We start from the raw sequence: 25313 nt of genomic DNA on the forward strand, positions 1-25313 counted from the left end.
ATGGGCGACCGCTGGCACGTCGAGGTCGACCGCTCCGTCTGCATCGGCTCGGCCCAGTGCACCCACCTCGCCCCCACCGCCTTCCACCTCGACTCCGCCATGCAGTCCCACCCGGCGGAGCCGGAGGCCGACGCCAACGAGAAGGTCCTGGAGGCGGCGGAGGGGTGTCCGGTGGAGGCGATCATGATCACGCTGATCGGGAGCGGGGAGGCGGTGTTCCCGCCCGAGGAATGAGTGCCTCGGGCGGCGGGGGCTATCGGTTCCTGTCGCTTCCCGTCGCTTCCCGTCGGCCCTACCGCCAGGAGGCGATGGTGCGGGCTACGTCCCTGAGGTTGGCTTCCTGGGCGCGAATGGCTCCGGCCAGCAGGTGAACGTCGTCGGGCTTGGGATCGACCGGCTGCTCCGAGGCGTTCATGTAGAGCGCGGTGCAGGCCCAGCCGATGACGGCGTTGTAGTCGGCAAAGGGGCGGAGGAGCAGGGCGGTGTGGAAGAGCGTCGCAGCGCGCGCAGCCGGCTCCTCGTAGTAGAGCTGGCCGTGCGGCTGCTCGAAGAGGTGGCGGTCCGCCATGGTGTCTAGGGCGCCCCAGTCCGCGACGGGGGTGTTGACGGGCGAGACACGAGTCTGGACCTCCAGGATCCATCCCGCGTCGACGCGGATGACAGGGCTCAACGCATGCCCTCCGGCATGTCCTTGAACACGTCCATTGCCCAGGCGACGGTCTCGTCGACGCCCTGTAGGAACGCCGTCCGCTGTGCGTCCGCGAGGATTATGTCGTGCGCGTGGGCACGCATCGACTTGCCGAGCGAGGCCACGTGCGCCTTGGCGAAAGCGAGCTCTTCCTCGGTGAATTCCACTGTGATCATCGGCATGCCGAAATGGTAGCAGCGATGAAATCGATGGCAGTAGCACCGGTCAGTCGTCCGTTGACGTCAGGTCGATCAACCTGCACACCGTCTCGATGTCGATCTTGACCTGGGCGATGGAGGCTCGGCCGGAGAGCCAGGTGATCAGGGCCGAGTGCCAGGTGTGTTCGATGACTCGGACTGCGGAGAGCTGGGCGGGGGTGGGGTCGTCGAGGCCCATCGCGTCGAGGATGATCACCGTGGTCTGGCGGGAGACCTGGTCGACCTCCGGGCTGACGCTGCGGTCGGCGAACGTGAGGGCGCGGACCATCGCGTCGGCGAGGTGCGGCTCGCGCTGGAGGGCGCGGAAGGCGCGCATCAGCGTCTCCGCCACCCGCTCCGCCGCCGTGTCGCCCGTCGGCGGCTTCTTGCGGAGCGTCCCGTGCATATGGGCGAGCTGGTCCTGCATCGTCGCGACCAGCAGGTGCACCTTGGACGGGAAGTAGCGGTAGAGCGTGCCCAGGGCCACCTGGGACGACTCCGCGACCTCCCGCATCTGTACCGCGTCGAACCCGCCCCGGCTCGCCAACTGCGCGCTCGCGTGCAGGATGCGCCGCCGTCGCGCCTCCTGGCGCTCGGTGAGCGGGGGAGAGAGCGGGGGAGTGACCGGCTGTGCGGCCCGTACCGCCGGCTGCGCGGCCTTCGCCGCAGTCTTGGCTTCCGCGGCCTTGGCTTCCGCGGCCTTGGCTTCCGCGGTCTTGGCATCCGCAGTCTTGGCTTCCGCAGGCATGGATCCCGTTCCGTGACGTTCGTACAAGATTCGTACAACAGAGGGCTCGATGGGGACGAGTGGGCGACAGCAGCGTAGAGCCCGGCCGTGGCGTGAATCACCCGATCCACCGCTCACAGGAGGGCTACCTGCCGGTAGATTCGGTGCTCCCTGAACGATCAAGTCTGAAACTTGTTCTAGATTACCGTCCCGAAGTAATCTCGCGGGAACGTGCTGGAAGAAGGGGGCCGAGAGTGACCCATGAGGCCATGGAGGCAGGCCTCCACGCGGGCTCGGCCGCCGACGCCGACCGACCGCTGCGCATCGCGCTCCTCACCTATAAAGGGAACCCGTTCTGCGGCGGCCAGGGCGTCTACGTACGGCATCTGTCGCGCGAGCTCGCCCGCCTCGGACACGAGGTGGAGGTCATCGGCTCCCAGCCGTATCCCGTGCTGGACGAAGGCCTTCCCGCCCTGAGCCTCACCGAACTGCCCAGCCTCGACCTGTACCGCCAGCCGGACCCCTTTCGCACCCCGAAGCGCGACGAGTACCGGGACTGGGTCGACGCGCTGGAGGTCGGCACGATGTGGACCGGCGGGTTTCCCGAGCCGCTGACCTTCTCGCTGCGCGCCCGGCACCATCTCCGGGCCCGGCGCGGTGAGTTCGACGTCATCCACGACAACCAGACCCTGGGATACGGGCTGTTGGGGGACGTGGGCGCCCCGCTGGTCACCACCATCCACCATCCCATCACCGTGGACCGGCAGTTGGAGCTGGACGCCGCGGACGGCCGGCGGCGCCGGATGTCCGTACGCCGCTGGTACGCGTTCACGCGCATGCAGAAGCGCGTCGCCCGCCGCCTCCCCTCCGTCCTCACCGTCTCCGGCACGTCCCGTCAGGAGATCGTCGAGCACCTCGGCGTACGCGACGACCGCATCCACGTCGTCCACATCGGCGCCGACACCGACCTCTTCTCGCCGGATCCGTCCGTGCCGCAGGTGCCGGGCCGGATCGTCACCACGTCCAGCGCGGACGTCCCCCTCAAGGGCCTGGTCTTCCTCGTCGAGGCGCTCGCCAAGGTCCGTACCGAGCATCCCGCCGCCCACCTCGTCGTCGTCGGCAAGCGCGCCGAGGACGGGCCGGTCGCCCAGCTCATCGAGCGGTACGGCCTCGAAGGCGCCGTCGAGTTCGTGAAGGGCATCTCGGACGCGGAACTCGTCGACCTCGTACGGTCCGCCGAAGTCGCGTGTGTGCCCTCCCTGTACGAGGGGTTCTCGCTGCCCGCCGCCGAGGCGATGGCGACGGGGACGCCGCTCGTGGCCACGACCGGAGGGGCCATCCCCGAGGTCACCGGCCCCGACGGCGAGACCTGCCTGGCCGTCCCGCCGGGCGACGCGGGGGCGCTGGCCGCTGGGCTGAGCAGGCTGTTGGGCGACCCCCGCCTGCGTGAACGGCTCGGCTCGGCCGGGCGCGCACGCGTGCTGGACCGCTTCACGTGGGCCAAGGCGGCGGAGGGCACGGTGGCTCGCTACCGTGAGGCGATCGCGAGCGTTGACCGCTCCGGGGCCCAGCGTCCCGGCCGCTCCGCGGCCTCACAAGACGCGGACCCGGCGCCCGTCACGCCTGCACACGCGGTGCCCGTCGCCCCCGCGAACCCGGAGCCCACCCCCACCCCCGTGAACATCGCCCCCTCCGGGGCCACCCCCGTGGAACCCCCTCACCGCGAAAGCAGGACCACGTGCTGACCGTCGACTTCTCCCGGTTTCCGCTTGCCCCGGGGGACCGTGTGCTGGATCTCGGGTGCGGGGCGGGACGCCACGCCTTCGAGTGCTACCGGCGCGGCGCCCACGTCGTCGCGCTGGACCAGAACGCCGAGGACATCCTCGAGGTCGCCAAGTGGTTCGCCGCGATGAAGGAGGCGGGCGAGGCCCCGGAGGGTGCCACCGCCACCGCCATGGAGGGTGACGCGCTCCAACTCCCCTTCCCCGACGAGTCGTTCGACGTCGTCATCATCTCCGAGGTGATGGAGCACATCCCGGACGACAAGGGCGTGCTCGCCGAGATGGTCCGGGTGCTCAAGCCCGGCGGGCGGATAGCCATCACGGTCCCGCGCTACGGGCCCGAGAAGGTCTGCTGGACGCTCTCGGACGCGTACCACGAGGTCGAGGGCGGCCACATCCGCATCTACAAGGCGGACGAGTTGCTCGGCAAGATCCGCGAGGCGGGCCTGCGGCCGTACGGCACGCATCACGCCCACGCGCTGCACAGCCCCTACTGGTGGCTGAAGTGCGCGTTCGGCGTCGACAACGACAAGGTGCTGCCGGTGCGGGCGTACCACAAGCTTCTCGTCTGGGACATCATGAAGAAACCCCTCGCCACCCGGGTCGCCGAACAGGCGCTGAACCCGCTGATCGGCAAGAGCTTCGTGGCGTACGCGACCAAGCCCCACCTGCCCGTCGACGCCGCCGCGGTGGCCCCTTCCGGCGCTGCCACGGTGGCCCCTTCCGGCGCTGCCACGGTGGACCCCTCCGACGCTGCCACGGTGGACCCTTCGTGACGACACCGCGCACGGAGCACCTCGTCCTGACCGGAGTGCTCACCGCGGAACAGGCCGCGCAGACCGTCCGGGGCATCCTGGCCGTACAGCGCGCCGACGGCGCCATACCGTGGTTCCGCGGCCACCACCTCGACCCCTGGGACCACACCGAGGCCGCCATGGCCCTGGACGCGGCCGGCGAGCACGAGGCCGCCGGGCGGGCGTACGACTGGCTGGCCCGGCACCAGAACGAGGACGGTTCCTGGTACGCCGCCTACGCCGACGGGGACGCCGACGACGTCACCGACCGCGGCCGCGAGACCAACTTCTGCGCGTACGTCGCCGTCGGCGTGTGGCACCACTACCTGGCGACCGGCGACGACACGTTCCTCGACCGGATGTGGCCGACCGTGTTCGCGGCGGTGGAGTTCGTCCTCGAACTCCAGCAGCCCGGCGGGCAGATCGGCTGGAAGCGCGAGGAGGACGGGACGCCCGTCAACGACGCGCTGCTGACCGGGAGTTCGTCCGTCCACCACGCGCTGCGCTGCGCGCTCGCCATCGCCGAGCAGCGCGAAGAACCGCAGCCCGACTGGGAGTTGGCGGTGGGCGCGCTGCGCCACGCGATACGCCGGCACCCGGAGCGGTTCCTCGACAAGGACCGCTACTCGATGGACTGGTACTACCCGGTGCTCGGCGGCGCGCTCACGGACACCGAGGCCAAGGAACGGATAGAGGAGCACTGGGACCGCTTCGTGGTTCCGGGACTCGGCGTGCGCTGCGTCGTCCCCAACCCGTGGGTGACGGGCGGGGAGTCGGCCGAACTCGCCCTGGCGCTCTGGGTCGTGGGCGAGTCCGACCGGGCCCTGGAGATCCTCCAGTCGATCCGGCATCTACGGGACCCGGCGACCGGCCTCTACTGGACGGGCTACGTCTTCGACGCCCAGGCCGTCTGGCCGGAGGAGTTGACCTCCTGGACGGCCGGCTCCCTCCTCCTCGCCGTCGCCGCGCTCGGTGGTGACGAGGCGACCTGCACGGTCTTCAGCGGCGACCGCCTGCCGACGGGCCTCGACCCGGACTGCTGCGAGTAGGAACCCGGAAGCCCGGGAGCCCGCTCCCAACTTGGTCCATAACCTGGTCCGTACTCAGCGGTGGGCGCGGTTGGCGATCGCGTGCCCCACGAAGAGGTAGACCACGGCCGCGAGGCCGTAGCCCGCGACGACCCGTGCCCACTGCCTGTCGAAGGTGAACAGGTCGTACGACCAGCCGGCGAGCCAGCGGGCCGTGTCGTGGATGAGCTGGACGAAGTCGTTGCCCTGGTTGGCGTCCAGCAAGTACATCAGGATCCAGAGGCCGAGGATCAGGGCCATGATGTCGGCGACGATCGCGATGATCGTCCCGGCCTGGTTGGCACTGCGAGATCGAGAGGACATGTCCTGCGGGTAGCCCTTGAATCCTGGATGAAACCCCCGCGGCGGGACGGGGGTGGCGCCGCGGCCGTGAAAACGCCGTGAACACGGTGCCGGTCAGGCTCTCCACGCGACGCTTCGTCAGCCGTTAGCCTTTGCTTCAACTGCCGTTCGCCGTGAGGCGGTTCGGCGGTAAGCGCGGTCACCGACGATCCTGCCCCACGCTAGGGGGAGACGCCGATGTCCGCGAGCAGAGTTGTTGCAGAGGAACCCCGTTTAGTCGTCAACAGACCTGAGCGCGGTCGCCTGCGCCGCGCACTCACCCTCACGCTCCCGGTCCCCGTGATCGGCCTCGTCCTGTTGCTCTCCCACGGCCATCTGCTGATGCCGCTCGACCGCATCGTCACGATCGAGGCCAAGATGGCCTCCAAGCGGGACTTCTTCGAGGATCCCGAAGTCCAGCGCATCCTGATGAAGCGCGGCTTCCGGGTGCACATCACGAGCATGGGCTCCCGGGGCATCGCCACCCAGGACGTCGAGGGATACGACGTCGTCTTCCCCTCCGGGCAGCCCGCCGCCGACCTGATCACCGACAGGCGGGCAGCGGCAGGCCGACCGGCCCTCACCTACCGGCCGTTCGTCAGCCCCATCGTCCTCGGCACCTACCGGGAGTACGCCGAGACGCTGCGGGACGTGAAGATCGCGAGCCCGCAGCCGGGCCAGGGCGCCGATCCGCTGTACTACACGCTCGACATGGCCAAGTTCCTTCAGCTGGCCGAGGACGGGACGAGGTGGGACGGTCTCCGCCCCGAGGGGCGCCGCCGCGTGCAGAACGGCAACAAGGTCCTCGCCCAGACCTCGGACATCTGCGAGTCCAACTCCGGCGGCACCTACCTCGGCCTCGTCTCCTTCGTCTGGCACAAGAACGAGGCCCCGAGCACCGCCAAGGAGGCCGACAAGTACGCCAGTGACATCAAGAAGCTGCTCATCGCACAGGGTCTGCCGGGCTCCGAGCGGGCCGAGACGTATCTGTCCGTGGACGGCAAGGGCATCGCACCGATCTCGGTCATCTACGAGCACCAGTTCCTGGCCCACCAGATCCAGTACGAGGCCACGCACGGCAAGCCGGACAACGAGCGCGTGCTGCTCTACCCGTCGACCCGCTTCGTCACCGAACCCCAGCTCGTGGCGCTCACCGACGACGGTGAACGGCTCGGTGAACTGGTCCTGAAGGACCCCGGACTCCAGGAGAGGGCAATGGAGTTGGGCTTTCGCGTACGGGACGCCACCAGTGACTCGACCAGTGAGCAGCTGGCGGCCTTCCTGAAGGACCGCGGCATCCAGGCGCCCGTCACCTCCGCCGACGACACCAAGGCGGTCCTCCCCAGCCTGCCCCTCCTGGAACGCATGATCAAGGCCGTCGGCGACTGCCCGGAGCTGCCCCGGGAACCCAAGTGAGGCGCGCGCTCGGCATTCTGACGCTGTGTCTGACACTGACGCTGACGGTCACCGTCGGCTGCTCAGGCGGCGACGAGGACCGGACCACGCTCCGCGTGCTCGCCGGTCCCGACCTTGCCGTACTGGAGCCGCTGCTCGACGAGTTGAAGGAGGAGACCGGCGTCGAGCTCGACATGGACTACGAGGCCGACGCGGACACCGGTGACGCGCTGGCCGCCGAGAAGGGGAGCGGGCACGACCTGGCGTGGCTCTCCACCGACCGTTCCTTCCGGCTGCGCCACAAGGACTCCGCCCAGGGGCTGCCGCGTACGCCGACCATGCTCTCGCCGGTCGTCGTCGGCCTGCGGCCGGACGTCGCGCGCGAGCTGCGCGCCAAGTCGCCGGGCGGGCGGCTCAGTTGGGCCGACATCGCCGATGCCGCCGCCACCGGGACCGTACGCTTCGGGATGGCCGATCCCCGGCAGACGGGCAGCGGGCTCGCCGCGCTCGTCGGCGTCGCGACCGCCGCGGCGGGCACCGGCGGCGCCCTGCGCGAGGCGGACGTCTCCTGCGACCGGCTGCGCGGCTTCCGCTCCGGCCAGAAGCTCACCGCCGACTCCACCCGCGACCTGCTCGACGACTTCGTCGACCACCCCGGCACGGCCAACGCGCTCATCACCTACGAGTCCGACCTGCTCGCGCTCAACGCCGGTGGCCGGCTGAAGGAGAAACTGGAGATCGTCCGCCCCGAGGACGGCATGGTCCTCGCCGACTTCCCGCTGCTGCTCCTCGACCCGGACGACCCGGACCGGCGGGCCGCGTACGACAAGGTCGTGGAGTGGCTCCAGCGGGACTCCGTACAGGAGAAGATCATGCGGACGGCTCTGCGGCGGCCGGTGAGTCCGTCGGTCCCGCGGGACGGACAACTGCGTGCCCCGGTCGGCAACGCGCTCTACTTCCCCGACCAACAGGGTGTCGTGGAGAGTCTGTTGGCCGACTACGGCGATCCCCGCCGGCGCGTCCCGGACCAGGTGATCTTCCTGCTCGACTTCTCCGGGTCGATGCGCGGCGCGCGCATGGCGGCCCTGCGCGAGGCGTTCGCGGACCTCAGCGGCGCGGACGACTCGGCGACGGGCAAGTTCGCGCGGTTCTACCTGGGCGAGCGGCTGACCGTCGTACGGTTCGGCGGCCGCGTACTGGAGGAGCGGACCGTCGCCGTCGACGGGCCGAAGGACCTCAGCACACTCGCCGACATCGTCGCGCGCGGCGGCTACGGCGACGCGACCGCCGTATGGACCGCGCTCGACCACGGCTACCGCACGGCCTCGGCCGTGGTGGCCGACGACCCCGAACGGGCCGTGTCCATCGTGCTGATGACGGACGGCGAGAACAACGCCGGTATCGCGTACGAGGAGTTCGTACGCCGCTACGAGGCGCGGGCGGCCCAGACCCGTGCCGCGGTCCACACCTACCCCGTGCACTTCGGGGAGGCGGACGCCGACGCACTGCGGCGCGCTGCCGAGAAGACGGGCGGGCGCATGGTGGACGCGCGAGGTTCATCCCTTTCCGAGTCGTTCAAGGAGATCCGTGGCTGTCGTTGACGCGCAGTGGTGGGGTGTGTGGTGGCCTTGGATGACGGTGTGGCTGGTCACCGCGGTCGGTCTGGTGGTGCTCGGTGTCGTGCTGGTGCGGGACGTCCGCGAGCGACGACGACGGACCCTCGACCGGCGGTCCGCGTACAGCATCTGCTTCTACCTCGACGACAAGTCCGTCATGGACCTCTTCCAGATCGGCAACTACAGCGCGGCACTCGAACAGGCCGTCGAGCACCGGACCAACGTCAATACGAGCGTGGGGTTCTGGGGCCGTTTCCTTGCCTGGATGTTCCGGGCGAAGCGGGATGTCACCCAGGAGACGTTCAGCAGCTATGTGCGCAAGAGCGAGCCGATCAGTGTGATCGGCATGCTCATGGACGCCTTCGAGCGGGCCGACCTCATCGTCCACGCCGATCTGCGCGCCGGCAGCGTCACCCCGAACCGGGCGCTCGCCGCCACCCTGGACGACGAGGGCGGGGCCACCCTGAGCGACATAGAGGAGTTCGTGTCGGTCAAGGGCCGCTTCCTGATGGAGTCGGACACCTCGGAGGGCATCGTCCTGCGTGCCCCGTACGGAGGACGTGCCCCGTACAGCGAACCGGCGGCGTACGTCCGCGTCGTCGGCGCCCCCGGCGGCCTGCGCCGCGACAAACTGCCCGAGGGCACCTTCCCGGCGCGCTGCCTGGGCAAGATGACGGGCTGGCGGGAGGAGACGGGCGAGGTGACGTTGGAGGCGCTCGCGATCTTCCGTTAGGGCCCCGACGGGCAGCGAGGTGCGGCGACGCGCGGCGGCCTGTCCGGCACGGTCCGCCGTAGAGGGGGCTATGCGTTGAGCTCGGCCAGGACTCGGAGGGTGTGCGGGTCGGGGGACAGGAGCAGCAGGTCGGTCACCGGTCCCTTGCGCCACAACTCCAGCCGTTCCGCGATCCGTTCGCGCGGGCCGACGAGGGAGATCTCGTCGGCGAAGGCGTCGGGCACGGCGAGTACGGCCTCCTCGCGGCGGCCCGCCAGGAACAGTTCCTGGATGCGGCGGGCCTCCTCCTCGAAGCCCATCCGCGCCATCAGGTCGGCGTGGAAGTTGCGTGCCGCGTGGCCCATGCCGCCGATGTAGAAGCCGAGCATCGCCTTCACGGGCAGCAGCCCTTCGGCGATGTCGTCGCAGACCTTGGCCCGGGCCATGGGCGCGATGAGGAAGCCCTCGGGAGCGGCGTCGAGGGAGGCCTCGTACACCTCGGTCCGCAGCGGCGACCAGTACAGGGGCAGCCAGCCGTCCGCGATCCGGGTGGTCTGCGCGATGTTCTTCGGGCCCTCGGCGCCCAGCAGGACGGGCAGTTCGGCGCGGAGGGGATGCGTGATCGGCTTGAGAGCCTTGCCGAGTCCCGTCCCGTCCGCGCCCCGGTACGGATGCGTGTGGAACCGTCCGTCCAGCTCAACGGGGGCCTCGCGCCTGAGGACTTGGCGGACGACGTCGACGTACTCGCGGGTCGCGGTGAGCGGCGACTTGGGGAACGGGCGCCCGTACCAGCCCTCGACGACCTGTGGCCCCGACAGGCCGAGGCCGAGCAGCACGCGTCCGCCCGAGAGATGGTCGAGGGTGAGCGCGTGCATCGCGGTCGTGGTGGGGGACCGGGCGGCCATCTGGGCGATCGCCGTACCCAGCTTGATCCTTGAGGTCTGCGCGGCGATCCAGGTGAGCGGGGTGAAGACGTCGGAGCCCCAGGACTCGGCGGTCCACACGGAGTCGTAACCGAGCCGCTCCGCCTCCTGCGCGAGAGGCACATGGTCCGCCGAAGGGCCGCGTCCCCAGTAACCGAGAGCCAGTCCGAGCCGCATGCACACCACTCCACTCCTGACGATGCGTCAGATATGGGATACCCCGGCGACTGTACGTCGAACGGCCCCCCACCCGGAAGAGCTCCCGAAGAGCTCGTGAGGGTGGAGGGCCGTGACAGAACCCGGCGGTGGCGGTGTGCGTCAGTCGCAGTCGACGGCGGTATGCCTCAGCCGCGCTGTATCCCCGACGTGTCCTGCAGCACGCCGCGGCGGCCGTCCTGCGTCTGCGCCACCAGGCTCGGGCCGCGCTGCTCGACGGCCAGGTACCAGGTGCCCGGCGCCAGTTCGGCGATCGGCGTCGGCGAACCGTCCTCCGCGAACAGCGGACGCGGCACCGGCACGGCGAACCAGAACGGCGAGAAGTCCCCACCGGGCGGCTGCGCCTGCGGGGCCTGCGCCTGCTGCGGCTGGGGCTGACCGGGCTGGGTACCGAACGGCTGGCCCTGCTGCGGCTGACCACCGTAGGGCTGGCCCGGCTGCGGGGCACCGGCGCCCGGGTAGCCGTAACCACCCTGCGGCTGGCCGCCGTACGGCTGGGGGGCGGCGGGCTTGGGGGCGGGGAGGAGGGCGCCCTTGAGGGCCGGGACGAGAGGGGAGGCGACCGCGCCGGCGGCGAGGACCAGGGAGCCGATGAGGAGCAGGATGAGGCCGGTGCCCGCGTCCGGGCCGGGCGAACCGTCGCCGACGTTGTTGACGCCGCCCGACGGGTCGAAGATGTTCGCGAGCGCGCTCCACGCGGAGAAGATGCTGAGCGCGATGCCGAACTGACCGAGGTCGAGACCGGCGACCTTGGGTACCTGCGGCAGACTGTGGGCGACGACGATGAGTGCGGCGCCCGCGATGCCCGTCAGGACGACTCCCAGCAGGAGCGGCGCGCTCGACCAGGCGTTGGGCATCTCTACGGCTCCGGCGCCGTCGTACGAGTAGATGTCGAGGAACGACGCGATCAACAGCAGAACCGCTGCTCCGATCACCACGCCGTCGCCTCGAGTGAGGGAGCGGATATTCACTTCAGGTCCTTCGTCAGTCGTCTCGTCATCGGTGGAGGCGTCGCTGTTCACCCTGTCGCCGTCAGACCGATGTCGCCGTCAGGCCGTGGTGTGTAGCGCGGGGGTGGCCCCTCATCGTAGGGACGACACTATCGCCCGTCCCACACGGGTGTCCGCCCGGATGTATGGGCTGATCACTACCCGTGCAGGAAACTCACGATTCCCTCAGAGATCCCCTGCGCCGCCTTCTGCCGCCACGCGCCGCTGGTCAACTGCGCGGCGTCCGTGCTGTCGCGCATGTTGCCGCACTCGATGAACACCTTGGGAACCGTTGACAGATTGAGACCGCCGAGGTCGGTGCGTACGTCGAGGCCGGTGCCGTCGCCGATGTAGTTGGAGGGCGCGCTGCCGGTGACGCGCAGGAAGCGGCCGGCGACGTGCTCGCCGAGATCGCGGGAAGAGGCCACGATGGGACGGGTGTCGGCGGCGCCGGAGTGCACCGGGCCGGGCAGGATCACATGGAAGCCGCGGTTGCCCGCCCCCGAACCGTCCGCGTGGATCGACACCACGGCGTCTGCCTTCGCCTTGTTCCCGATCTCGGCCCGCTCGTCCACACACGGACCCCAGGCGCGGTCGCCGTCCTGCGTGAACTTCACCGTGGCGCCCTCCTCTTCGAGGATCGCGCGCATGCGACGGGCGACGTCGAGGGTGAACTTGGCTTCCGTGTAGCCGTCGTTGGTGGAGGTACCCGTTGTGTCGCACTCCTTCCAGTTCGTCCCGATGTTCACCTTCTGGTTGATCTCGGACGTGTGCTGGAAGTTGCCGGAGTTGTGGCCGGGGTCGATGACGACGACCTTGCCCTTGAGCGGGCCGGAGGCGGCGGGGGCCGAGGCGGAGGGCGACCCGCCGGGCTCGTCGCCGTCACCCGTACGGTCGGTGCCGCCGCCCGGTTGCTCCTTGCCGTCGTCCGAGGAGCCGAGCGTGGCGGACCGGCCCGACGAGGAGGACGAGGACGACGTCTGCGCCGCCGACTCGTCCCCGCCGGAGTCGCCCACCGTCTGCCACGCCAGCCAGCCCACCAGCGCCCCCGGCACGAGCGCGGCGACGGCGACGGTCAGGGGGCCGCGCAGGGGGCGGCGCGGAGGGCGGGGAGGTTCGAAGTCAGGACCTACGTACGACACGCCTGCCACCTTACGGGGAGGCCCTGAGGTCCGCTGGATTCCAGCCGTCGAGCGGGTGAACGGGGTGCGCCCCTCCGGCAAGGTCAGGGCGGAGGGGCGCACCCCGTGGGCGCATCGTGTGTGGGTTCGGGCCTACGGGCAGGCGGACGCCGTGTCGATCCTGATGCCGGTCACGGTCTGCGACGCGTTGAAGGAGACACCCGAGTTGGGGTTGATGCAGTAGTAGTACGTGCCGCCGTTCTGGGTGTAGCGGAGGTACGCCCGGTCGTCGTTACGGGTGTTCCACACGTGGTTGGCGCCTTGGCTGTTGGGGCCGAGGTTCTGGTAGGCGGTGGTGACGTCCTGGTACGCGGCATTGGGCGCCGCGGCGTTCCAGTCGGTGAGGGTCTGGTAGAAGCAGACGCGGGGGTACACGCATCCGTTGTAGGTCGTGGCGGACGCGGGAGGAGCCGTGATGGCCATGACGCCGGCGAAGGCGGCTGCGACGACACCGACGGTGGTGACCTTTTTGGGCATCTTCATGACCCCTGAGCCTGATGGCGGAGCACCAGCCTCAGGAGGGGACTTCCGGACAAGACGGCGACGGAAGACGAACCAACTGGCTGGAATGTGCGGCGAGTCGGGACGAGCTGAAGTGGGTTGGAGCGAGTCGGGGTGATTGGACGCCGCAGGTGATCAGACTCCGGAGGTGATCAGACTCTGCGGGTGAGTCAGACCCCCGCGCCCGTCCGCCGCAGCACCCGCAGTGAATCCGTAGCCGAGACTTCCGTGAACGCGCCCGACTCCAGCGCCCGCAGATACACGCGGTACGGCGCCTGCCCGGTGAACTCGTCCACCGGGTCGGGAAACACGTCGTGGATGAGCAGCAGCCCGCCCTCGGCGACATGGGGCGCCCAGCCCTCGTAGTCACCGGTCGCGTGTTCGTCGGTGTGGCCGCCGTCGATGAAGACGAGGCCGAGGGGGGAGTTCCAGAAGGCGGCGATCTGCGGCGAGCGCCCGACGACGGCGACCACGTGGTCTTCGAGGCGCGCCTGGTGGAGCGTACGGCGGAAGGTCGGGAGCGTGTCCATGAGGCCGAGCTCCGGGTCGACCGTCGCGGGGTCGTGGTAGTCCCAGCCGGGCTGCTGCTCCTCGCTGCCGCGGTGGTGGTCGACGGTGATCGCCGTGACACCGGCCGCGCGCGCCGCGTCGGCGAGCAGGATCGTGGAACGCCCGCAGTAGGTCCCGACCTCCAGCAACGGCAACCCCAACCGCCCCGCCTCAACGGCAGCTTCATACAAGGCGAGCCCTTCACCCACGGGCATGAACCCCTTGGCAGCCTCGAAGGCGGCCAGGACATCCGGCTTGGGTGCGACGGCGGGCATGGGGTTCCTCCAGGTCGTACGTATGCGTTATGCGTTGGCTGGCCGCCTCATGGTGCACCACACCCCGGCCCGCTGAGATGGCAGGGGCGCAGCCCTGCCATCTCAGGGGCGCGGGGCTGTGACACATGCGGCTCCTCCCCCACTCTCGGCTTCGCTCGAGCGGGGGGACCCCCATCGCGGGCGCGACCAGCCCCCACCGCCCCGCAGACGAATCACGACGTGACCCGGGCGACCGGCTCGCCGTCGGCGCTGAGGACACGGCCACGGAAACCGGCCCCGTCGGCCCAGGCGACCCCGGCGGCATCGGGCAGCTCGGGCGCGTCCTCACTGGACGCCACCAGATGCGGCTTCGCCGCACGCGCTGCCACTCGCGCCGCCGCCCGCCGCCCCGGCAAGAGCACCGCGAACACCAGCCCCACCAACACCGCACCCGTGGCGATCAGGAACGACACCCGGAACCCCTGCATCGTCGGCACCGCGACACCGCCCACCTGGTCAGCCGTGTTCGCCAGCACCATGCCGATCACGGCACTCGACACGGACGTACCGATCGAGCGCATCAACGTGTTGAGACCGTTCGCCGCGCCCGTCTCCGACGCCGGTACGGCCCCGATGATCAGCGCGGGCAGCGAGGAGTACGCGAGACCGATGCCCGCGCCCAGGACCACCGCGATGACGACGGTCTGCCAGGCGGCGCTCATCAGGCCGAGCCCGGCGCCGTACCCGACCGCGATGATCAGCATGCCCATCATCAGGGTGACCTTGGGGCCGTACTTGGCGGAGATACGGGCGTACACCGGCGCCGTGAACATCATCGTCAGGCCGAGCGGCGCCACGCACAGACCCGCGACGACCATGGACTGGCCGAGGCCGTAACCGGTCGACGTGGGCAGCTGGAGGAGCTGGGGCAGGACGAGCGAGACGGCGTAGAAGGCGACGCCGACCATGATCGAGGCGAGGTTGGTGAAGAGCACCGCAGGGCGGGCCGTGGTGCGCAGGTCGACCAGCGGCGCCTTCACCCGCAGCTCCATCACGCCCCAGAGGAAGAGGACGACGGCCGCCGCGCCGAACAGGCCGAGCGTGGTGCCGGACGTCCAGCCCCAGTCGCTGCCCTTGGTGATCGGCAGGAGGAAGAGGACCAGGCCGGCGGAGAGGCCGAGCGCGCCCCAGACGTCGAAGGTGCCCTCGGCGCGCATCGGGGACTCCGGTACGAAGACGAGGGTGAGCAGGATCGAGAGGGTGCCGAGGCCCGCCGAACCGAAGAACAGCGCGTGCCAGTCGGTGTGCTGCGCGATCAGGGCGGCGACAGGCAGTGCCAGTCCGCCGCCGACGCCGATCGAGGAGCTCATCAGGGCCATCGCCGAGCCGAGCTTCTCGCGCGGCAGCTCGTCGCGCATCAGGCCGATGCCGAGCGGGATGGCGCCCATCGCGACACCCTGTAGGGCACGGCCGACGATCATCACGAGCAGTTCGCTGGTGAAACCGGCTGTCAGTGAGCCCACGACCATCACGGCCAGGCTCGCGATCAGCATGCGCCGCTTGCCGTACAGGTCGCCGAGGCGCCCCATGATCGGCGTGGCCACGGCGCCCGCGAGCAGGGTCGAGGTCATCACCCAGGTGGCGTTGCTGGGCGAGGTGCCCAGCAGCTCCGGCAGGTCCTTGATGACCGGCACCAGCAGGGTCTGCATCACCGCGACAACGATGCCCGCGAAGGCCAGCACCGGAACGATTCCGCTGCCGCTGGGCCTCCGTGTGCGCGGTTCCGTCGTTGTCCGGGTCATTACGTGCTGCCTCCAGAGGCGTGAGCGGGGTAGGTGCAGTGTGAACCCCGTGCGCCCAGGCAACTATTCCGTTGCTTCGAGCCGCTAACGAATTCTTGACCTTCTCATTACGTGGAGAAGTGGAGTCGGGGGCGGATCGGCCCGTATCTGACCTTCCGTCAGATTGGAACGTGTTCTAGTCTTGCGCCGCATGGGGATCGCGATCACGCGGGAACAGCGGGACCTGGCCGAGGCCGTACGCGGCTGGATCGCCCGGACGGTGCCACCCGAGGAAACGCGCAAGCTGCTCGACGCACCCGGCGGCCAGGGCGGACGGCCCGCGTACTGGGACGCGCTCGCCGCGCAGGGATTCCTCGGGGCGCACCTCCCGGAGGAGCACGGGGGCGGCGGCGGGACGGTGCTCGACCTCGCCGTCGTACTGGAGGAGGCCGCACGGGCGGCACTGCCGGGGCCGTACGCGGCGAACGCGCTCGCCTCGCTGGTGCTCGCGCGGGCGGGCGTCCCGGCCGAGGGCCTGGTACGGGCCGTGGTGGCGGGCGAGCGGATCGGGGCGGTCGCCTTCGGGGCGGGGACGCTGACCGCCGTGGCCGACACGGAGGGCGGGGAGGACGGGGAGGGCAGGGAAGGTGGGGAGGTCGGGGGCGGGTACGTGCTCGACGGGACGGCCCCGCCCGTACTGTCCGGCGGTGACGCGGACCTGCTGATCCTGGAGGCGGCGGAGGCGGGGGCGGGGGCGGGGGCGTCGGGCGGTCGCACGCTCTGGATGGTGGTGGACGCCGCGCAGTTGTGCGTCCGCGTCCATGAGAGCGTCGACCCGACGCGCGCGACCGCGGAGGTCGTGGCCACGGCGGTACGTGTCCCGCGCGACCGCGTTCTCGACATCGACTCCGGACTCGTACGGGACCTCGCCGCGACCGTGTTCGCCGCCGACGCGTGCGGAACCGCCGCCTGGGCGCTGGAGACCGCGACCGCGTACGCGAAGGTGCGGGAACAGTTCGGGCGGCCCATCGGGCAGTTCCAGGGGATCAAGCACCTGTGCGCCGACATGCTGGTGCGCGTCGAGCGGGCCGGTGCGCTGGCGTGGGACGCCGCCCGCGCCGTACAAGAACCCGACGGCCAAGAACCTCACGACATACGGGAGTTGGTGAGCGCCCTCGCCGCCGGTGTCGCGCTCGACGTGGCCCTCTCGTGTGCCAAGGACTGCGTCCAGGTGCTGGGCGGCATCGGCTTCACCTGGGAACACGACGCGCATCTGTACCTCCGACGGGCCCTGGTGGCACGGCAGTTGCTCGGGAACGGGCACCTGCTACGGGCGGTCGCGGCGGCGGAGAGCGGGGCGAGACGCGAGCTCCGCACCGAGCTTCCCGAGGCGGAGGCCGCACCGCACCGGGTGGCGGCCCGCGCCGCGATCGCGCGCGTACGAGGCCTCGAACCGGCTGCGGTGCGGAGGGAGTTGGCGCCGACCGGGTATGCCGCGCCCCATCTGCCCCCGCCGTACGGACTCGGTGCGGGAGCCGTCCAGCAGATCGCCGTACAGGAGGAGTTGGCGACCGCCGGAGTGCGCGTCGGTGAACTGGGGATCGCCACCTGGGTCGTACCGTCGCTCATCGCGTACGGGACCCCGGAACAGCAGGAGCGGTATCTGCTGCCGACGCTGTGCGGGGACGTGCTGTGGTGCCAGCTCTTCTCGGAACCCGGGGCCGGGTCCGACCTGGCCTCGCTCCGGACCCGCGCCGAGCGGACGGCGGACGGGCGCTGGCGCGTCAACGGGCAGAAGGTGTGGACGAGTTCGGCGCAGTGGGCGGACTACGGGATCCTGCTCGCCCGGACGAACCCGGACGCGCCCAAGCACAAGGGGCTCACGTACTTCGTCGTCGACATGAAGGAGACGGACGGCATCGAGATCCGTCCCCTGAAGGAGATCACCGGCGAATCCCTCTTCAACGAGGTCTACTTCGACGACGTGGTGCTGCCCGCCGACGCCGTGATCGGTTCGGTCGACGACGGCTGGCGGGTCGCGCGCAACACTCTCGGCAACGAACGCGTCCACATGGCCGACCAGTTGACCTTCGGCACGGGCCTCGAAGCGATCGTCGCCCGCTCCGCCGACCTCGACGACACCGTACGGGCCCGGGTCGGGACCCTGATCGCGGAGGCGCACGCGCTGGGCTGCATCGGACTCCGTACGACCATGCGGCAGGTCTCGGGCGTGGACCCGGGCGCCGGTGCCTCCGTACGCAAGCTCGTCCAGACCGCGCACCAGCAGAAGGTCGCCGACCTCGCACTCGAACTCCTCGGCCCGGCCGGTGCGTTGCGCGAGGGCGCCGGGGAGCGGGCCGTGCACGGATTCCTGCTCTCCCGGTGTCTGACCATCGCCGGCGGGACGACACAGGTGCAGCTGAACGTGGTCGCGGAGCGCATCCTCGGCCTGCCGAGGGATTGAGGGAGCGAGCAGATGACGGCGTACGTCGCCGGTGTGGGCATGACCAAGTTCGAGAAGCCGGAGACCCGGGACTGGCAGTACTGGGACATGGTCCGGGAGGCGGGCACCAACGCCCTTGCCGACGCCGGGATTTCGTACGAAGCCGTGGAGCAGGTGCCCGTCGGCTACTGCTTCCAGGCCTCCACGGCCGGACAGCGGGCCGTGTACGAACTCGGCCTGAGCGGTGTGCCCGTCTACAACGTGAACAACAACTGCGCGACCGGCGCGACCGCGTTGCTGCTCGCCCGGCAGTTCGTCGAGGCCGGTGCGAGCGACTGCGTACTGGCGGTGGGGTTCGAGAAGATGGCGCGGGGCGCGCTCGGGGGCGGGGCCGACGGCGGTGACTTCAAGACGTCACCGGTTGCGCGTCATTACGCCGTGATGGCGGCGCGGCACGGCTTCGAGATGACGCCGCCCACCGCCCAGATCTTCGGCAACGCGGCGCGCGAGCACATGGAGAAGTACGGCACGACTCAGGCGCAGCTCGCGGCCGTGGGCGCCAAGAACCACCGGCACTCGGCGAACAATCCGTACGCGCAGTTCCAGGATGTCTACTCGGTCGACGAGATCCTCGCCGCGCGTACCGTGCACGCGCCGCTGACCAAACTCCAGTGCTCGCCCACCTCGGACGGGGCCGCCGCGGCCGTCGTCGTGTCGGAACGGTTCGTGGAGCGGAACGGGCTGGGGGAGCGGGCCGTGGAGATCGTCGCGCAGGCGATGGCCACGGACACGGAGGAGTCGTTCGCGTCCGGGTCGTGCGTCGACGTCGTCGGGCAGCCGATGTCGCGGGCCGCCGCCCGGCAGGTGTACGAGAGGGCAGGGCTCGGCATCGAGGACGTCGACGTCGTGGAACTCCACGACTGCTTCTCCATCAATGAACTGCTGACGTACGAGGCGCTCGGCATGTGCGAGGAGGGCGAGTCCGGGAAGCTCGTGGAGTCGGGCGCGACGACGTACGGCGGACGGTGGGTGGTGAACCCCTCGGGTGGGCTCATCTCCAAAGGGCATCCCCTGGGAGCCACCGGAATCGCGCAAGTGGCCGAACTGGTATGGCAGTTGAGGGGCGAGGCGGCGGCCCGACAGGTGACGGGCGCGCGGGTGGGGCTCGCGCACAACATCGGGCTCGGGGGCGCGGCGGTGGTGACCCTGTTGAGGCGGGGCTGAGCGGGGCTGAGCGGGGCTGAGCGGGGCTTCCGGGCGGGGCCAGGCGGCTTGGCGCGTGAGAAGGGGCGGGGTCGGGGTCCTCGGGGTCCTCGGGGTCCACGGGGTCCTCGGGGTCCACGGGTCCTAGGTCTCGCGGCCGACGGATCGTGCAGCGAAATTCCGATGTACGGGGCACGGGACCGCTGCGACCATGACACCCATGCCGACGCTCAGAACCGCCGCAGAGACACCCGTGTCCGGTCGTGCCGCGCCGCCCACCTGGGTGGTGGTCGCACTCGCCTGCGCGGGGCAGTTCCTCGTCGTCCTCGATGTGTCCGTGGTCAATACGGCGTTGCCGTCGATGCGGGCCGACCTGGGGCTGAGCGCTTCAGGGCTGCAGTGGGTCGTCAACGCGTACACGATCGCCTTCGCCGGTTTCATGCTGCTCGGCGGGCGGGCCGGTGACCTGTACGGCCGCAAGCGGATGTTCCTGATCGGGCTCGCGCTGTTCACGCTGGCCTCGCTCGCGGGCGGACTCGCCCAGGAGGGCTGGCAGTTGCTGGCCGCGCGCGCCGCGCAGGGGCTGGGGGCGGCGGTGCTCGCGCCCTCGACGCTGACGATCCTGACCTCGGCCGTGCCCGAGGGCGCGGCACGCGCGCGAGCCATCGCGACCTGGACCGCGGTCGGCGGGGGCGGCGGCGCGGCGGGCGGCCTCGTCGGCGGGGTCCTGGTCGACGGGCTGTCGTGGCGGTGGGTCCTGCTGATCAATGTGCCCATCGGCGCGGTGGTCCTGGCCGGCGCCCTGCTCCGGCTCGCCGAGAGCCGGGCCGGTGACGGACGGCGGATCGACCTGCCGGGAGCCCTGCTGGTGACGGCGGGCCTCGCGACCCTCGCGTACGGGATCGTGCAGACCGAGGCGGAGGGGTGGGCCTCGGCCGCGACCCTGGTGCCGCTGGCCGCCGGGGCTGCCCTGATCGGGCTGTTCGTGCTCGTCGAGGCGCGGACGAAGGTGCCGTTGATGCCGCTGAAGCTGTTCCGGCTGCGGTCCGTGTCGTCGGCGAACGTGGCGATGTTCCTGTGCGGTTCGGCGATGTTCTGCATGTGGTTCTTCATGACGCTGTACGCGCAGAACGTGCTCGGCTACTCGCCGCTGGACGCCGGACTCGCGCTCGTGCCCAGCTCGCTGGCGGTCGTGCTCGGCTCGAAGGCGGCGCCGCGGTTGATGCGGGTGGTGGGGGCGCGCAACGTCGCCGTGCTGGGCGCGCTGGTGGCCGCCGTCGGGTTCGGCTGGCAGTCCACGATGACCGCCGACGGCTCGTATCTCACCGCGATCATGTTCCCCGGGATCCTGATGATGCTCGGCGCCGGGTTGTCGGCGACGCCGCTCGCCGCGTTGGCCACCTCCGGGGCGGAGGCGGGGGAGGCCGGGTTGGTGTCGGGGCTGATCAACACCTCCCGCACGATGGGTGGTGCGATCGGGCTCTCGGTGATGTCGACGATCGCCGCGGCGCGGACGGGGGGTGGGGTGTCCTCGCCGGAGGCGTTGACGGAGGGGTATGCGTTGGTGTTCCGGACGGGTGGAGGTGTGTTGCTGGTGGGGGTGGTGCTGATGGTGGTGTGGCTCCCGCGTGGGGTGGTGGGGCGGGGTTGAGGTTCGCAGCGGTTGCGCTCCGCTGGGGGTGCGTTATGTGGCTGCGGGTCCGTTGTGGCTTGTCGCGCAGTTCCCCGCGCCCCTGAAAACAGGCGGTACGCGCAACGCCCTGCTTTTAAGGGGCGCTGGGCTGTTCCGATTTGCGGCTCCGCCGCGGGGCGCGACCAGCCCCCACCCACCCGCAGACAAAGAACCCCTCTTACAGCCAACCCTGTTGGCGAGCCTCCCGCATGGCCTCCATGCGATTGCGCGTGGCCGTCTTGCCGATCGCCGACGAGAGGTAGTTGCGGACGGTCGACTCGGAGAGGTGGAGCTTGGACGCGATGTCGGCGACCGTCGCACCGTCCGCCGACGCCTTCAGTACGTCGCACTCCCGGGCGGTGAGCGGATTGGGCCCGGCGCTCAGCGCAGCCGCGGCCAGCGCCGGATCGATGACGGTCTCGCCGGTCAGCGCCCGGCGGATCGCCTCGGCCAACTCCTCCACCGGCCCGTCCTTGACGAGGAACCCCGCGGCGCCCGCTTCCATGGCCCGCCGCAGATAGCCCGGCCGGCCGAAGGTGGTGAGGATCAGCACCCGGCAGTCGGGCGCCTCGTCCCGGAGCAGCGCGGCGGCGTCCAGGCCGCTGATACCGGGCAGTTCGATGTCCAGCAGCGCCACGTCCGGCCGCGACTCCAGGGCCGCACCCACGATCGCGTCCCCCGTCCCGACCTGCGCCACCACCTCGATGTCCGCCTCCAGACCGAGCAGGAGGGCGAGGGCGCCCCGCATCATCCCCTGATCCTCGGCGAGAAGAACGCGGATGGATTTGGCGGGCCGATGGTCTCGGGGCATCTCGTTCACGGGCTCAGAGTAGGCGGCGGTTGCGCTCCGCTGGGGGCGCGTTGTTTGGCTGCGGGTCCGTTGTGGCTGGTGGCGCAGTTCCCCGCGCCCCTAAAGACAAAAGCAGGGGCGCAACCGCCTGCCTAGGGGCGTGGGGAACTGCGCGACCAACCCCCACCCACCCGCAGCCAAACAACACACCCCCCGGCCCCCCGGCGGAGCCGACCCGCACCTATAGAACGGCCTCCGCCGGTTCCACCGGAAGCTCCGCCATCACCGTGAACCCGTTCCGCACACCGGGCCCCGCCTCCAACGAGCCCCCGGCCGCCGCGAGCCGCTCGGTCAGCCCTTTCAGCCCGGTGCCGCCGATGCCGGGCATGGGCGTGTCCGGCGCGGTCGGCGTGTCCGGCGCGGCCGGCGGCGCCGCCCCCCGGCCGTCGTCCGTGACGCGCAGCCGGACATGCTCAGCCGAACCATCCACCGTGATCTCGCAACGCGTCGCGCCGCTGTGGCGTACCGCGTTGGTGACGGCCTCGCGGACGACCCAACCGAGCAGCGCCTCGGTCTGGGCGGCCAGCGGCGGACCCGACTGACGCACCACGGCGTCGATGCCCGCGGCCCCGAGAGCCGAGCGCGCCCGGTCGAGGTCGGTGGCGAGGCTGCCGTCGCGGTAGCCGGTGACCGCCTCACGGATCTCCGTGAGCGCCTGGCGGCCCACCGACTCGATGTCGGAGACCTGGACCAGCGCCGCGTCCATGTCGCGGGGCGCGAGCCGACGGGCCGCCTCCGACTTCACGACGATGACGGAGAGCGTGTGGCCGAGGAGGTCGTGCAGGTCACGGGAGAACCGAAGGCGTTCCTTCTCGACGGCCTGGCGGGCCAACTCCTCGCGGGCCGCGCGCAGTTCACGTACGGCGTCCGACAAGGACAGGATCGCCGCCGTCACCATGGTGGACAGGAACGTGCCGTACGCGACGTTCACCGCGCCCCAGCCGTCCCGCAGCCCGGCCACGACACCCGCGAGCAGGCTCAGTCCGATGCCGGTCCTGCCGAGCCACGGTCCCCGGACGATCGCGCCCGCGGCCAGGCCGAGCAGCGGGAAGAAGAGCAGCCAGCTGCCGCCGTACAGGCCGCCGAGGAGGCAGGTCACCACGCCGAGCGCGATCAGCGCGCCCCGGGTGGAGCGGGCCTCGCGGGCCTCCTTGGTGAAGGCACGGAACACCACATGGATGTAGAGGGAGTTGAAGACGAGGAGGCCGATGCCGCCGATCCACGGGTTCGGGGTCTTGCCCTGGAAGAGGTTGGAGAAGGCGCCCATGCCCATCAGGAGCCAGGGGAGGAGCGCGAAACCGCTGGGCGGCGGGCCCAGACGTTCCGGCAGCTTCCCGGTCTTCCGTACGGCCTTCTGGTCGGCCACGAACGCGTCCCGGTCGGCCTTCCAGTCCGGCCGCGACATCTGCCACTCAGCCATCCGGCAGCTGGTCCTTCGCAACCAGGACATGTCTTCAGCCCCCGTTCAGGCGGTCCGTGCGGCCCTGCGGTACGAGACCACAGCGTACGAGCCGAAGGCCAGCAGCCACCCGGTCAGCACCAGCACCGCCCCGAGGGCGGGCGCGTGCCCGTCGGCGACCGACGTGCCGAGCTGTGCGAACCGGTTCGTGGGCGTGTAGGCGGACAGCGACCGGAGCCAGGAGGGGAAGAGGCTCAGCGGGAACCACAGGCCGCCGACCACCGCGAGCCCAAGATTGCACACCATGTTCAGCACGCCCGTGGCCTGCGCGGTCAGCCGATAGCCGTTGCCCAGGCCGAGCAGCGTGAAGGGGATCGAGCCGAGCCACAGCAGCAGCGCGATCGCCGCCCACTTCCAGGCGTCGAGCCGTACGCCGTTGACCAGGCCGCCCGCCACCAGGACCGCGACGATCGCGGGCAGTACCGTCACCGCGCCCGTGAGCGCCCGGCCCGTCACGACCTGGCGCGGGCTCATCGGTGTGATCCGCAGCTGCCGCAGCCAGCCGATGGTCCGGTCCTCGGCCACCCCGCCGCCGGTGTTCAGGGCCGCGCCCATCGCGCCGTACGCCGCCATGCCGATCATCGAGACGGTCCGCCAGTCGCCGTCGGCGCCGTCACCGAGGTTCGTGAACAGCAGATACATCACCACCGGCATCACGACACCGCCGATCACGAAGCCGGTGTCGCGCAGCGTCCGGCGCACTTCGAGTCGCAGGTAGTCGACCATCACACCGTCTCCAGAGAGGTACGCGTAGAACCGGGAGTGGAAGTGGAAGTGGGAGCGGAGGCGGGCGGGGAGGTCAGCGTCAGGAACGCGTCGTCCAGCGAGGCCGGTGCGACCTCCAGGCCGCGTATCGCGCCGCGCTCGGCGAGCGCGATCACCGTCGCGTCCGAGTCGTCGGTCCGCAGCCGAGCCCGGCCCCCGCGCACCTCCACGGAGACCACACCGGGCAGGTCCGCCAGCCCGTCCGTGCCCATGCCCGTGCCCATGCCCGTGCCCGCGTCGGCGAGGTCGAAGGCGACCAGGCTGCCGCCCGCGGCCCGCTTCAACTGCTCGCCGGTGCCGTCGGCGACGATCCGCCCGTGGTCGATGACGACGATCCGGTCGGCGTTGGCGTCCGCCTCCTCCAGGTAGTGGGTGGAGAAGAGGACGGTGTGACCGCGCCGCGTGTACGCCCGCATCGAGTCCCAGAAGGCGTACCGCGCCTCCACGTCCAGCGCCGCGGTCGGCTCGTCGAGCACGATCAGCGCGGGGTTCCCGACGAGCGCGACCGCGAACCGCACCCGCTGCGCCTGGCCCCCGGACAGCCGGTCCACGCGCCGCCCGGCCAGCTCGGCGATCCCCGCGAGCTCCAGCGCCTCGGCGACGGGCATCGGCGCGGGATACGTACCGGCCACGAACCCGACCAGTTCGCCCACCGTCACCCGTGGCACCGGCCGGGTGTCCTGGAGCATCGCGCCCACGCGCCCCGCCCGTACGGACTGCTCCGGGGCGGCGCCGAAGAGGCGTACGACGCCCTCGTCGGGCTCGTTCAGGCCCAGCAGGAGCGAGATCGTGCTGGACTTGCCGGCGCCGTTGCGGCCCAGCAGCGCGACCGTCTCGCCGCGCGCGATCTCCAGGTCGACGCCGTCCACGGCCCGCACCGCACCGAAGGCCTTGACCGCCCCCCTGAAGCACACGGCCTGGTCCTCCCCACTCGCCCGCGTCCCCGCCCGCTTGCCCGTCTTCGTCCCCGTCTTCGTCATGGGTACGACGCTACGAATCCGGGGTGTCGTCGGGGCAGATGCGCATGTACGGACTCGGGCAGGACAAATGTCACGGCCGCGTCCGTGCGAACGTATCTGACATGCCGTCAGGAGTCTTCACATGTGCCGGGCCCTGGGCTATACAGGGGGTCGCCGTACTGGAACGCGTTCTAGAACAGGCGGGTTCCTCGGCTCAGTGTCGACCTCGGTGCGGCCGACGGTGCGGAC

The 25313-nt window shown here is 70.7% G+C and carries 24 protein-coding genes; 10 read left to right on the plus strand and 14 right to left on the minus strand.

Annotation, left to right across the window (positions count from 1 at the left end; all coding sequences use genetic code 11):
- Complete coding sequence (locus OHA11_RS33560) at positions 1-234, plus strand: ferredoxin (RefSeq protein ID WP_266502754.1); 234 nt, start codon at positions 1-3, stop codon at positions 232-234.
- Between the two features lie 58 nt (positions 235-292).
- Here the strand turns inward: OHA11_RS33560 and OHA11_RS33565 are convergent, their stop codons facing one another.
- Genes OHA11_RS33565 through OHA11_RS33575 form a run of 3 tightly spaced genes read right to left on the minus strand, consistent with a single transcriptional unit; the run spans position 293 to position 1633 of the window.
- The gene (locus OHA11_RS33565) at positions 293-670 is read right to left on the minus strand and encodes a hypothetical protein (protein ID WP_266502755.1); all 378 of its coding nucleotides are present in this window, start codon (positions 668-670) and stop codon (positions 293-295) included.
- Positions 667-870, minus strand: a complete 204-nt coding sequence (locus tag OHA11_RS33570; protein WP_266502756.1) for a hypothetical protein — start codon at positions 868-870, stop codon at positions 667-669. The genes OHA11_RS33565 and OHA11_RS33570 overlap by 4 nt, the downstream gene beginning before the upstream one ends.
- Positions 871-913: 43 nt before the next feature.
- Positions 914-1633: a TetR family transcriptional regulator gene (locus OHA11_RS33575; protein ID WP_266502757.1), complete on the minus strand. Its 720-nt coding sequence runs from the start codon at positions 1631-1633 to the stop codon at positions 914-916.
- Between the two features lie 248 nt (positions 1634-1881).
- Here OHA11_RS33575 and OHA11_RS33580 point away from each other — a divergent pair, with 248 nt between their 5' ends.
- The 3 genes from OHA11_RS33580 to OHA11_RS33590 are packed head-to-tail and all read left to right on the plus strand — an operon-like array spanning position 1882 to position 5236.
- Positions 1882-3357: a glycosyltransferase family 4 protein gene (locus tag OHA11_RS33580; protein ID WP_266507635.1), complete on the plus strand. Its 1476-nt coding sequence runs from the start codon at positions 1882-1884 to the stop codon at positions 3355-3357.
- Positions 3351-4169 (plus strand): class I SAM-dependent methyltransferase, encoded by an 819-nt coding sequence (locus OHA11_RS33585; RefSeq protein ID WP_266502758.1) that lies wholly within the window; start codon positions 3351-3353, stop codon positions 4167-4169. The genes OHA11_RS33580 and OHA11_RS33585 overlap by 7 nt, the downstream gene beginning before the upstream one ends.
- A complete protein-coding gene (locus OHA11_RS33590; RefSeq protein ID WP_266502759.1) occupies positions 4166-5236 on the plus strand; it encodes a prenyltransferase in 1071 nt (356 codons plus the stop codon). The genes OHA11_RS33585 and OHA11_RS33590 overlap by 4 nt, the downstream gene beginning before the upstream one ends.
- A 54-nt stretch (positions 5237-5290) precedes the next feature.
- Here OHA11_RS33590 and OHA11_RS33595 read toward each other — a convergent pair whose 3' ends face one another.
- Positions 5291-5578 carry a hypothetical protein gene (locus OHA11_RS33595; RefSeq protein ID WP_266502760.1) on the minus strand — a complete coding sequence of 96 codons (288 nt, stop codon included), beginning with the start codon at positions 5576-5578 and terminating at the stop codon, positions 5291-5293.
- A 318-nt stretch (positions 5579-5896) separates the two neighbouring features.
- Between OHA11_RS33595 and OHA11_RS33600 the strand changes: the two genes are divergently transcribed.
- The 3 genes from OHA11_RS33600 to OHA11_RS33610 are packed head-to-tail and all read left to right on the plus strand — an operon-like array spanning position 5897 to position 9340.
- Positions 5897-7012, plus strand: a complete 1116-nt coding sequence (locus OHA11_RS33600) for a hypothetical protein (protein WP_266502761.1) — start codon at positions 5897-5899, stop codon at positions 7010-7012.
- Positions 7009-8592 carry a VWA domain-containing protein gene (locus OHA11_RS33605; RefSeq protein ID WP_266502762.1) on the plus strand — a complete coding sequence of 528 codons (1584 nt, stop codon included), beginning with the start codon at positions 7009-7011 and terminating at the stop codon, positions 8590-8592. Before OHA11_RS33600 ends, OHA11_RS33605 begins: the two co-directional genes overlap by 4 nt.
- Positions 8579-9340, plus strand: a complete 762-nt coding sequence (locus OHA11_RS33610) for a hypothetical protein (protein ID WP_266502764.1) — start codon at positions 8579-8581, stop codon at positions 9338-9340. The genes OHA11_RS33605 and OHA11_RS33610 overlap by 14 nt, the downstream gene beginning before the upstream one ends.
- A gap of 68 nt (positions 9341-9408) precedes the next feature.
- Here the strand turns inward: OHA11_RS33610 and OHA11_RS33615 are convergent, their stop codons facing one another.
- The 6 genes from OHA11_RS33615 to OHA11_RS33640 form a co-directional block, all read right to left on the minus strand.
- The gene (locus OHA11_RS33615; RefSeq protein ID WP_266502766.1) at positions 9409-10419 is read right to left on the minus strand and encodes an LLM class F420-dependent oxidoreductase; all 1011 of its coding nucleotides are present in this window, start codon (positions 10417-10419) and stop codon (positions 9409-9411) included.
- Positions 10420-10586: 167 nt separating this feature from the next.
- On the minus strand, positions 10587-11429 hold the full coding sequence (locus OHA11_RS33620; protein WP_266502768.1) for a hypothetical protein: 843 nt from the start codon (positions 11427-11429) through the stop codon (positions 10587-10589).
- A gap of 176 nt (positions 11430-11605) precedes the next feature.
- Complete coding sequence (locus OHA11_RS33625; protein WP_266502770.1) at positions 11606-12589, minus strand: N-acetylmuramoyl-L-alanine amidase; 984 nt, start codon at positions 12587-12589, stop codon at positions 11606-11608.
- Between the two features lie 132 nt (positions 12590-12721).
- A complete protein-coding gene (locus OHA11_RS33630) occupies positions 12722-13111 on the minus strand; it encodes a hypothetical protein (protein ID WP_266502771.1) in 390 nt (129 codons plus the stop codon).
- A 188-nt stretch (positions 13112-13299) separates the two neighbouring features.
- Positions 13300-13953: a class I SAM-dependent methyltransferase gene (locus tag OHA11_RS33635; protein WP_266502773.1), complete on the minus strand. Its 654-nt coding sequence runs from the start codon at positions 13951-13953 to the stop codon at positions 13300-13302.
- 212 nt (positions 13954-14165) lie between these two features.
- The gene (locus OHA11_RS33640; protein WP_266502774.1) at positions 14166-15734 is read right to left on the minus strand and encodes an MFS transporter; all 1569 of its coding nucleotides are present in this window, start codon (positions 15732-15734) and stop codon (positions 14166-14168) included.
- A gap of 190 nt (positions 15735-15924) precedes the next feature.
- Here OHA11_RS33640 and OHA11_RS33645 point away from each other — a divergent pair, with 190 nt between their 5' ends.
- The 3 genes from OHA11_RS33645 (at position 15925) to OHA11_RS33655 (ending at position 21010) form a co-directional block, all read left to right on the plus strand.
- Positions 15925-18177, plus strand: a complete 2253-nt coding sequence (locus OHA11_RS33645; protein ID WP_266502776.1) for an acyl-CoA dehydrogenase — start codon at positions 15925-15927, stop codon at positions 18175-18177.
- A 12-nt stretch (positions 18178-18189) separates the two neighbouring features.
- A complete protein-coding gene (locus OHA11_RS33650; protein WP_266502777.1) occupies positions 18190-19380 on the plus strand; it encodes a lipid-transfer protein in 1191 nt (396 codons plus the stop codon).
- A 190-nt stretch (positions 19381-19570) separates the two neighbouring features.
- On the plus strand, positions 19571-21010 hold the full coding sequence (locus OHA11_RS33655; protein WP_266502778.1) for a DHA2 family efflux MFS transporter permease subunit: 1440 nt from the start codon (positions 19571-19573) through the stop codon (positions 21008-21010).
- A gap of 199 nt (positions 21011-21209) precedes the next feature.
- Here OHA11_RS33655 and OHA11_RS33660 read toward each other — a convergent pair whose 3' ends face one another.
- The 4 genes from OHA11_RS33660 to OHA11_RS33675 all read right to left on the minus strand — a co-directional run bounded on the left by OHA11_RS33660 (position 21210) and on the right by OHA11_RS33675 (position 25019).
- Entirely contained in the window at positions 21210-21842 is a 633-nt protein-coding gene (locus tag OHA11_RS33660; RefSeq protein WP_266507636.1) for a response regulator transcription factor, read from the minus strand.
- 220 nt (positions 21843-22062) lie between these two features.
- Positions 22063-23301 (minus strand): sensor histidine kinase, encoded by a 1239-nt coding sequence (locus tag OHA11_RS33665; RefSeq protein WP_266502780.1) that lies wholly within the window; start codon positions 23299-23301, stop codon positions 22063-22065.
- 45 nt (positions 23302-23346) lie between these two features.
- Positions 23347-24066, minus strand: coding sequence for an ABC transporter permease (locus OHA11_RS33670; RefSeq protein WP_266502781.1), 720 nt, complete (start codon positions 24064-24066; stop codon positions 23347-23349).
- Positions 24066-25019: an ABC transporter ATP-binding protein gene (locus OHA11_RS33675; protein WP_266507638.1), complete on the minus strand. Its 954-nt coding sequence runs from the start codon at positions 25017-25019 to the stop codon at positions 24066-24068. Before OHA11_RS33675 ends, OHA11_RS33670 begins: the two co-directional genes overlap by 1 nt.
- Positions 25020-25313 lie beyond the last annotated feature (294 nt).

It is taken from the genome of Streptomyces sp. NBC_00878, assembly GCF_026341515.1.
Lineage (GTDB): Bacteria > Actinomycetota > Actinomycetes > Streptomycetales > Streptomycetaceae > Streptomyces.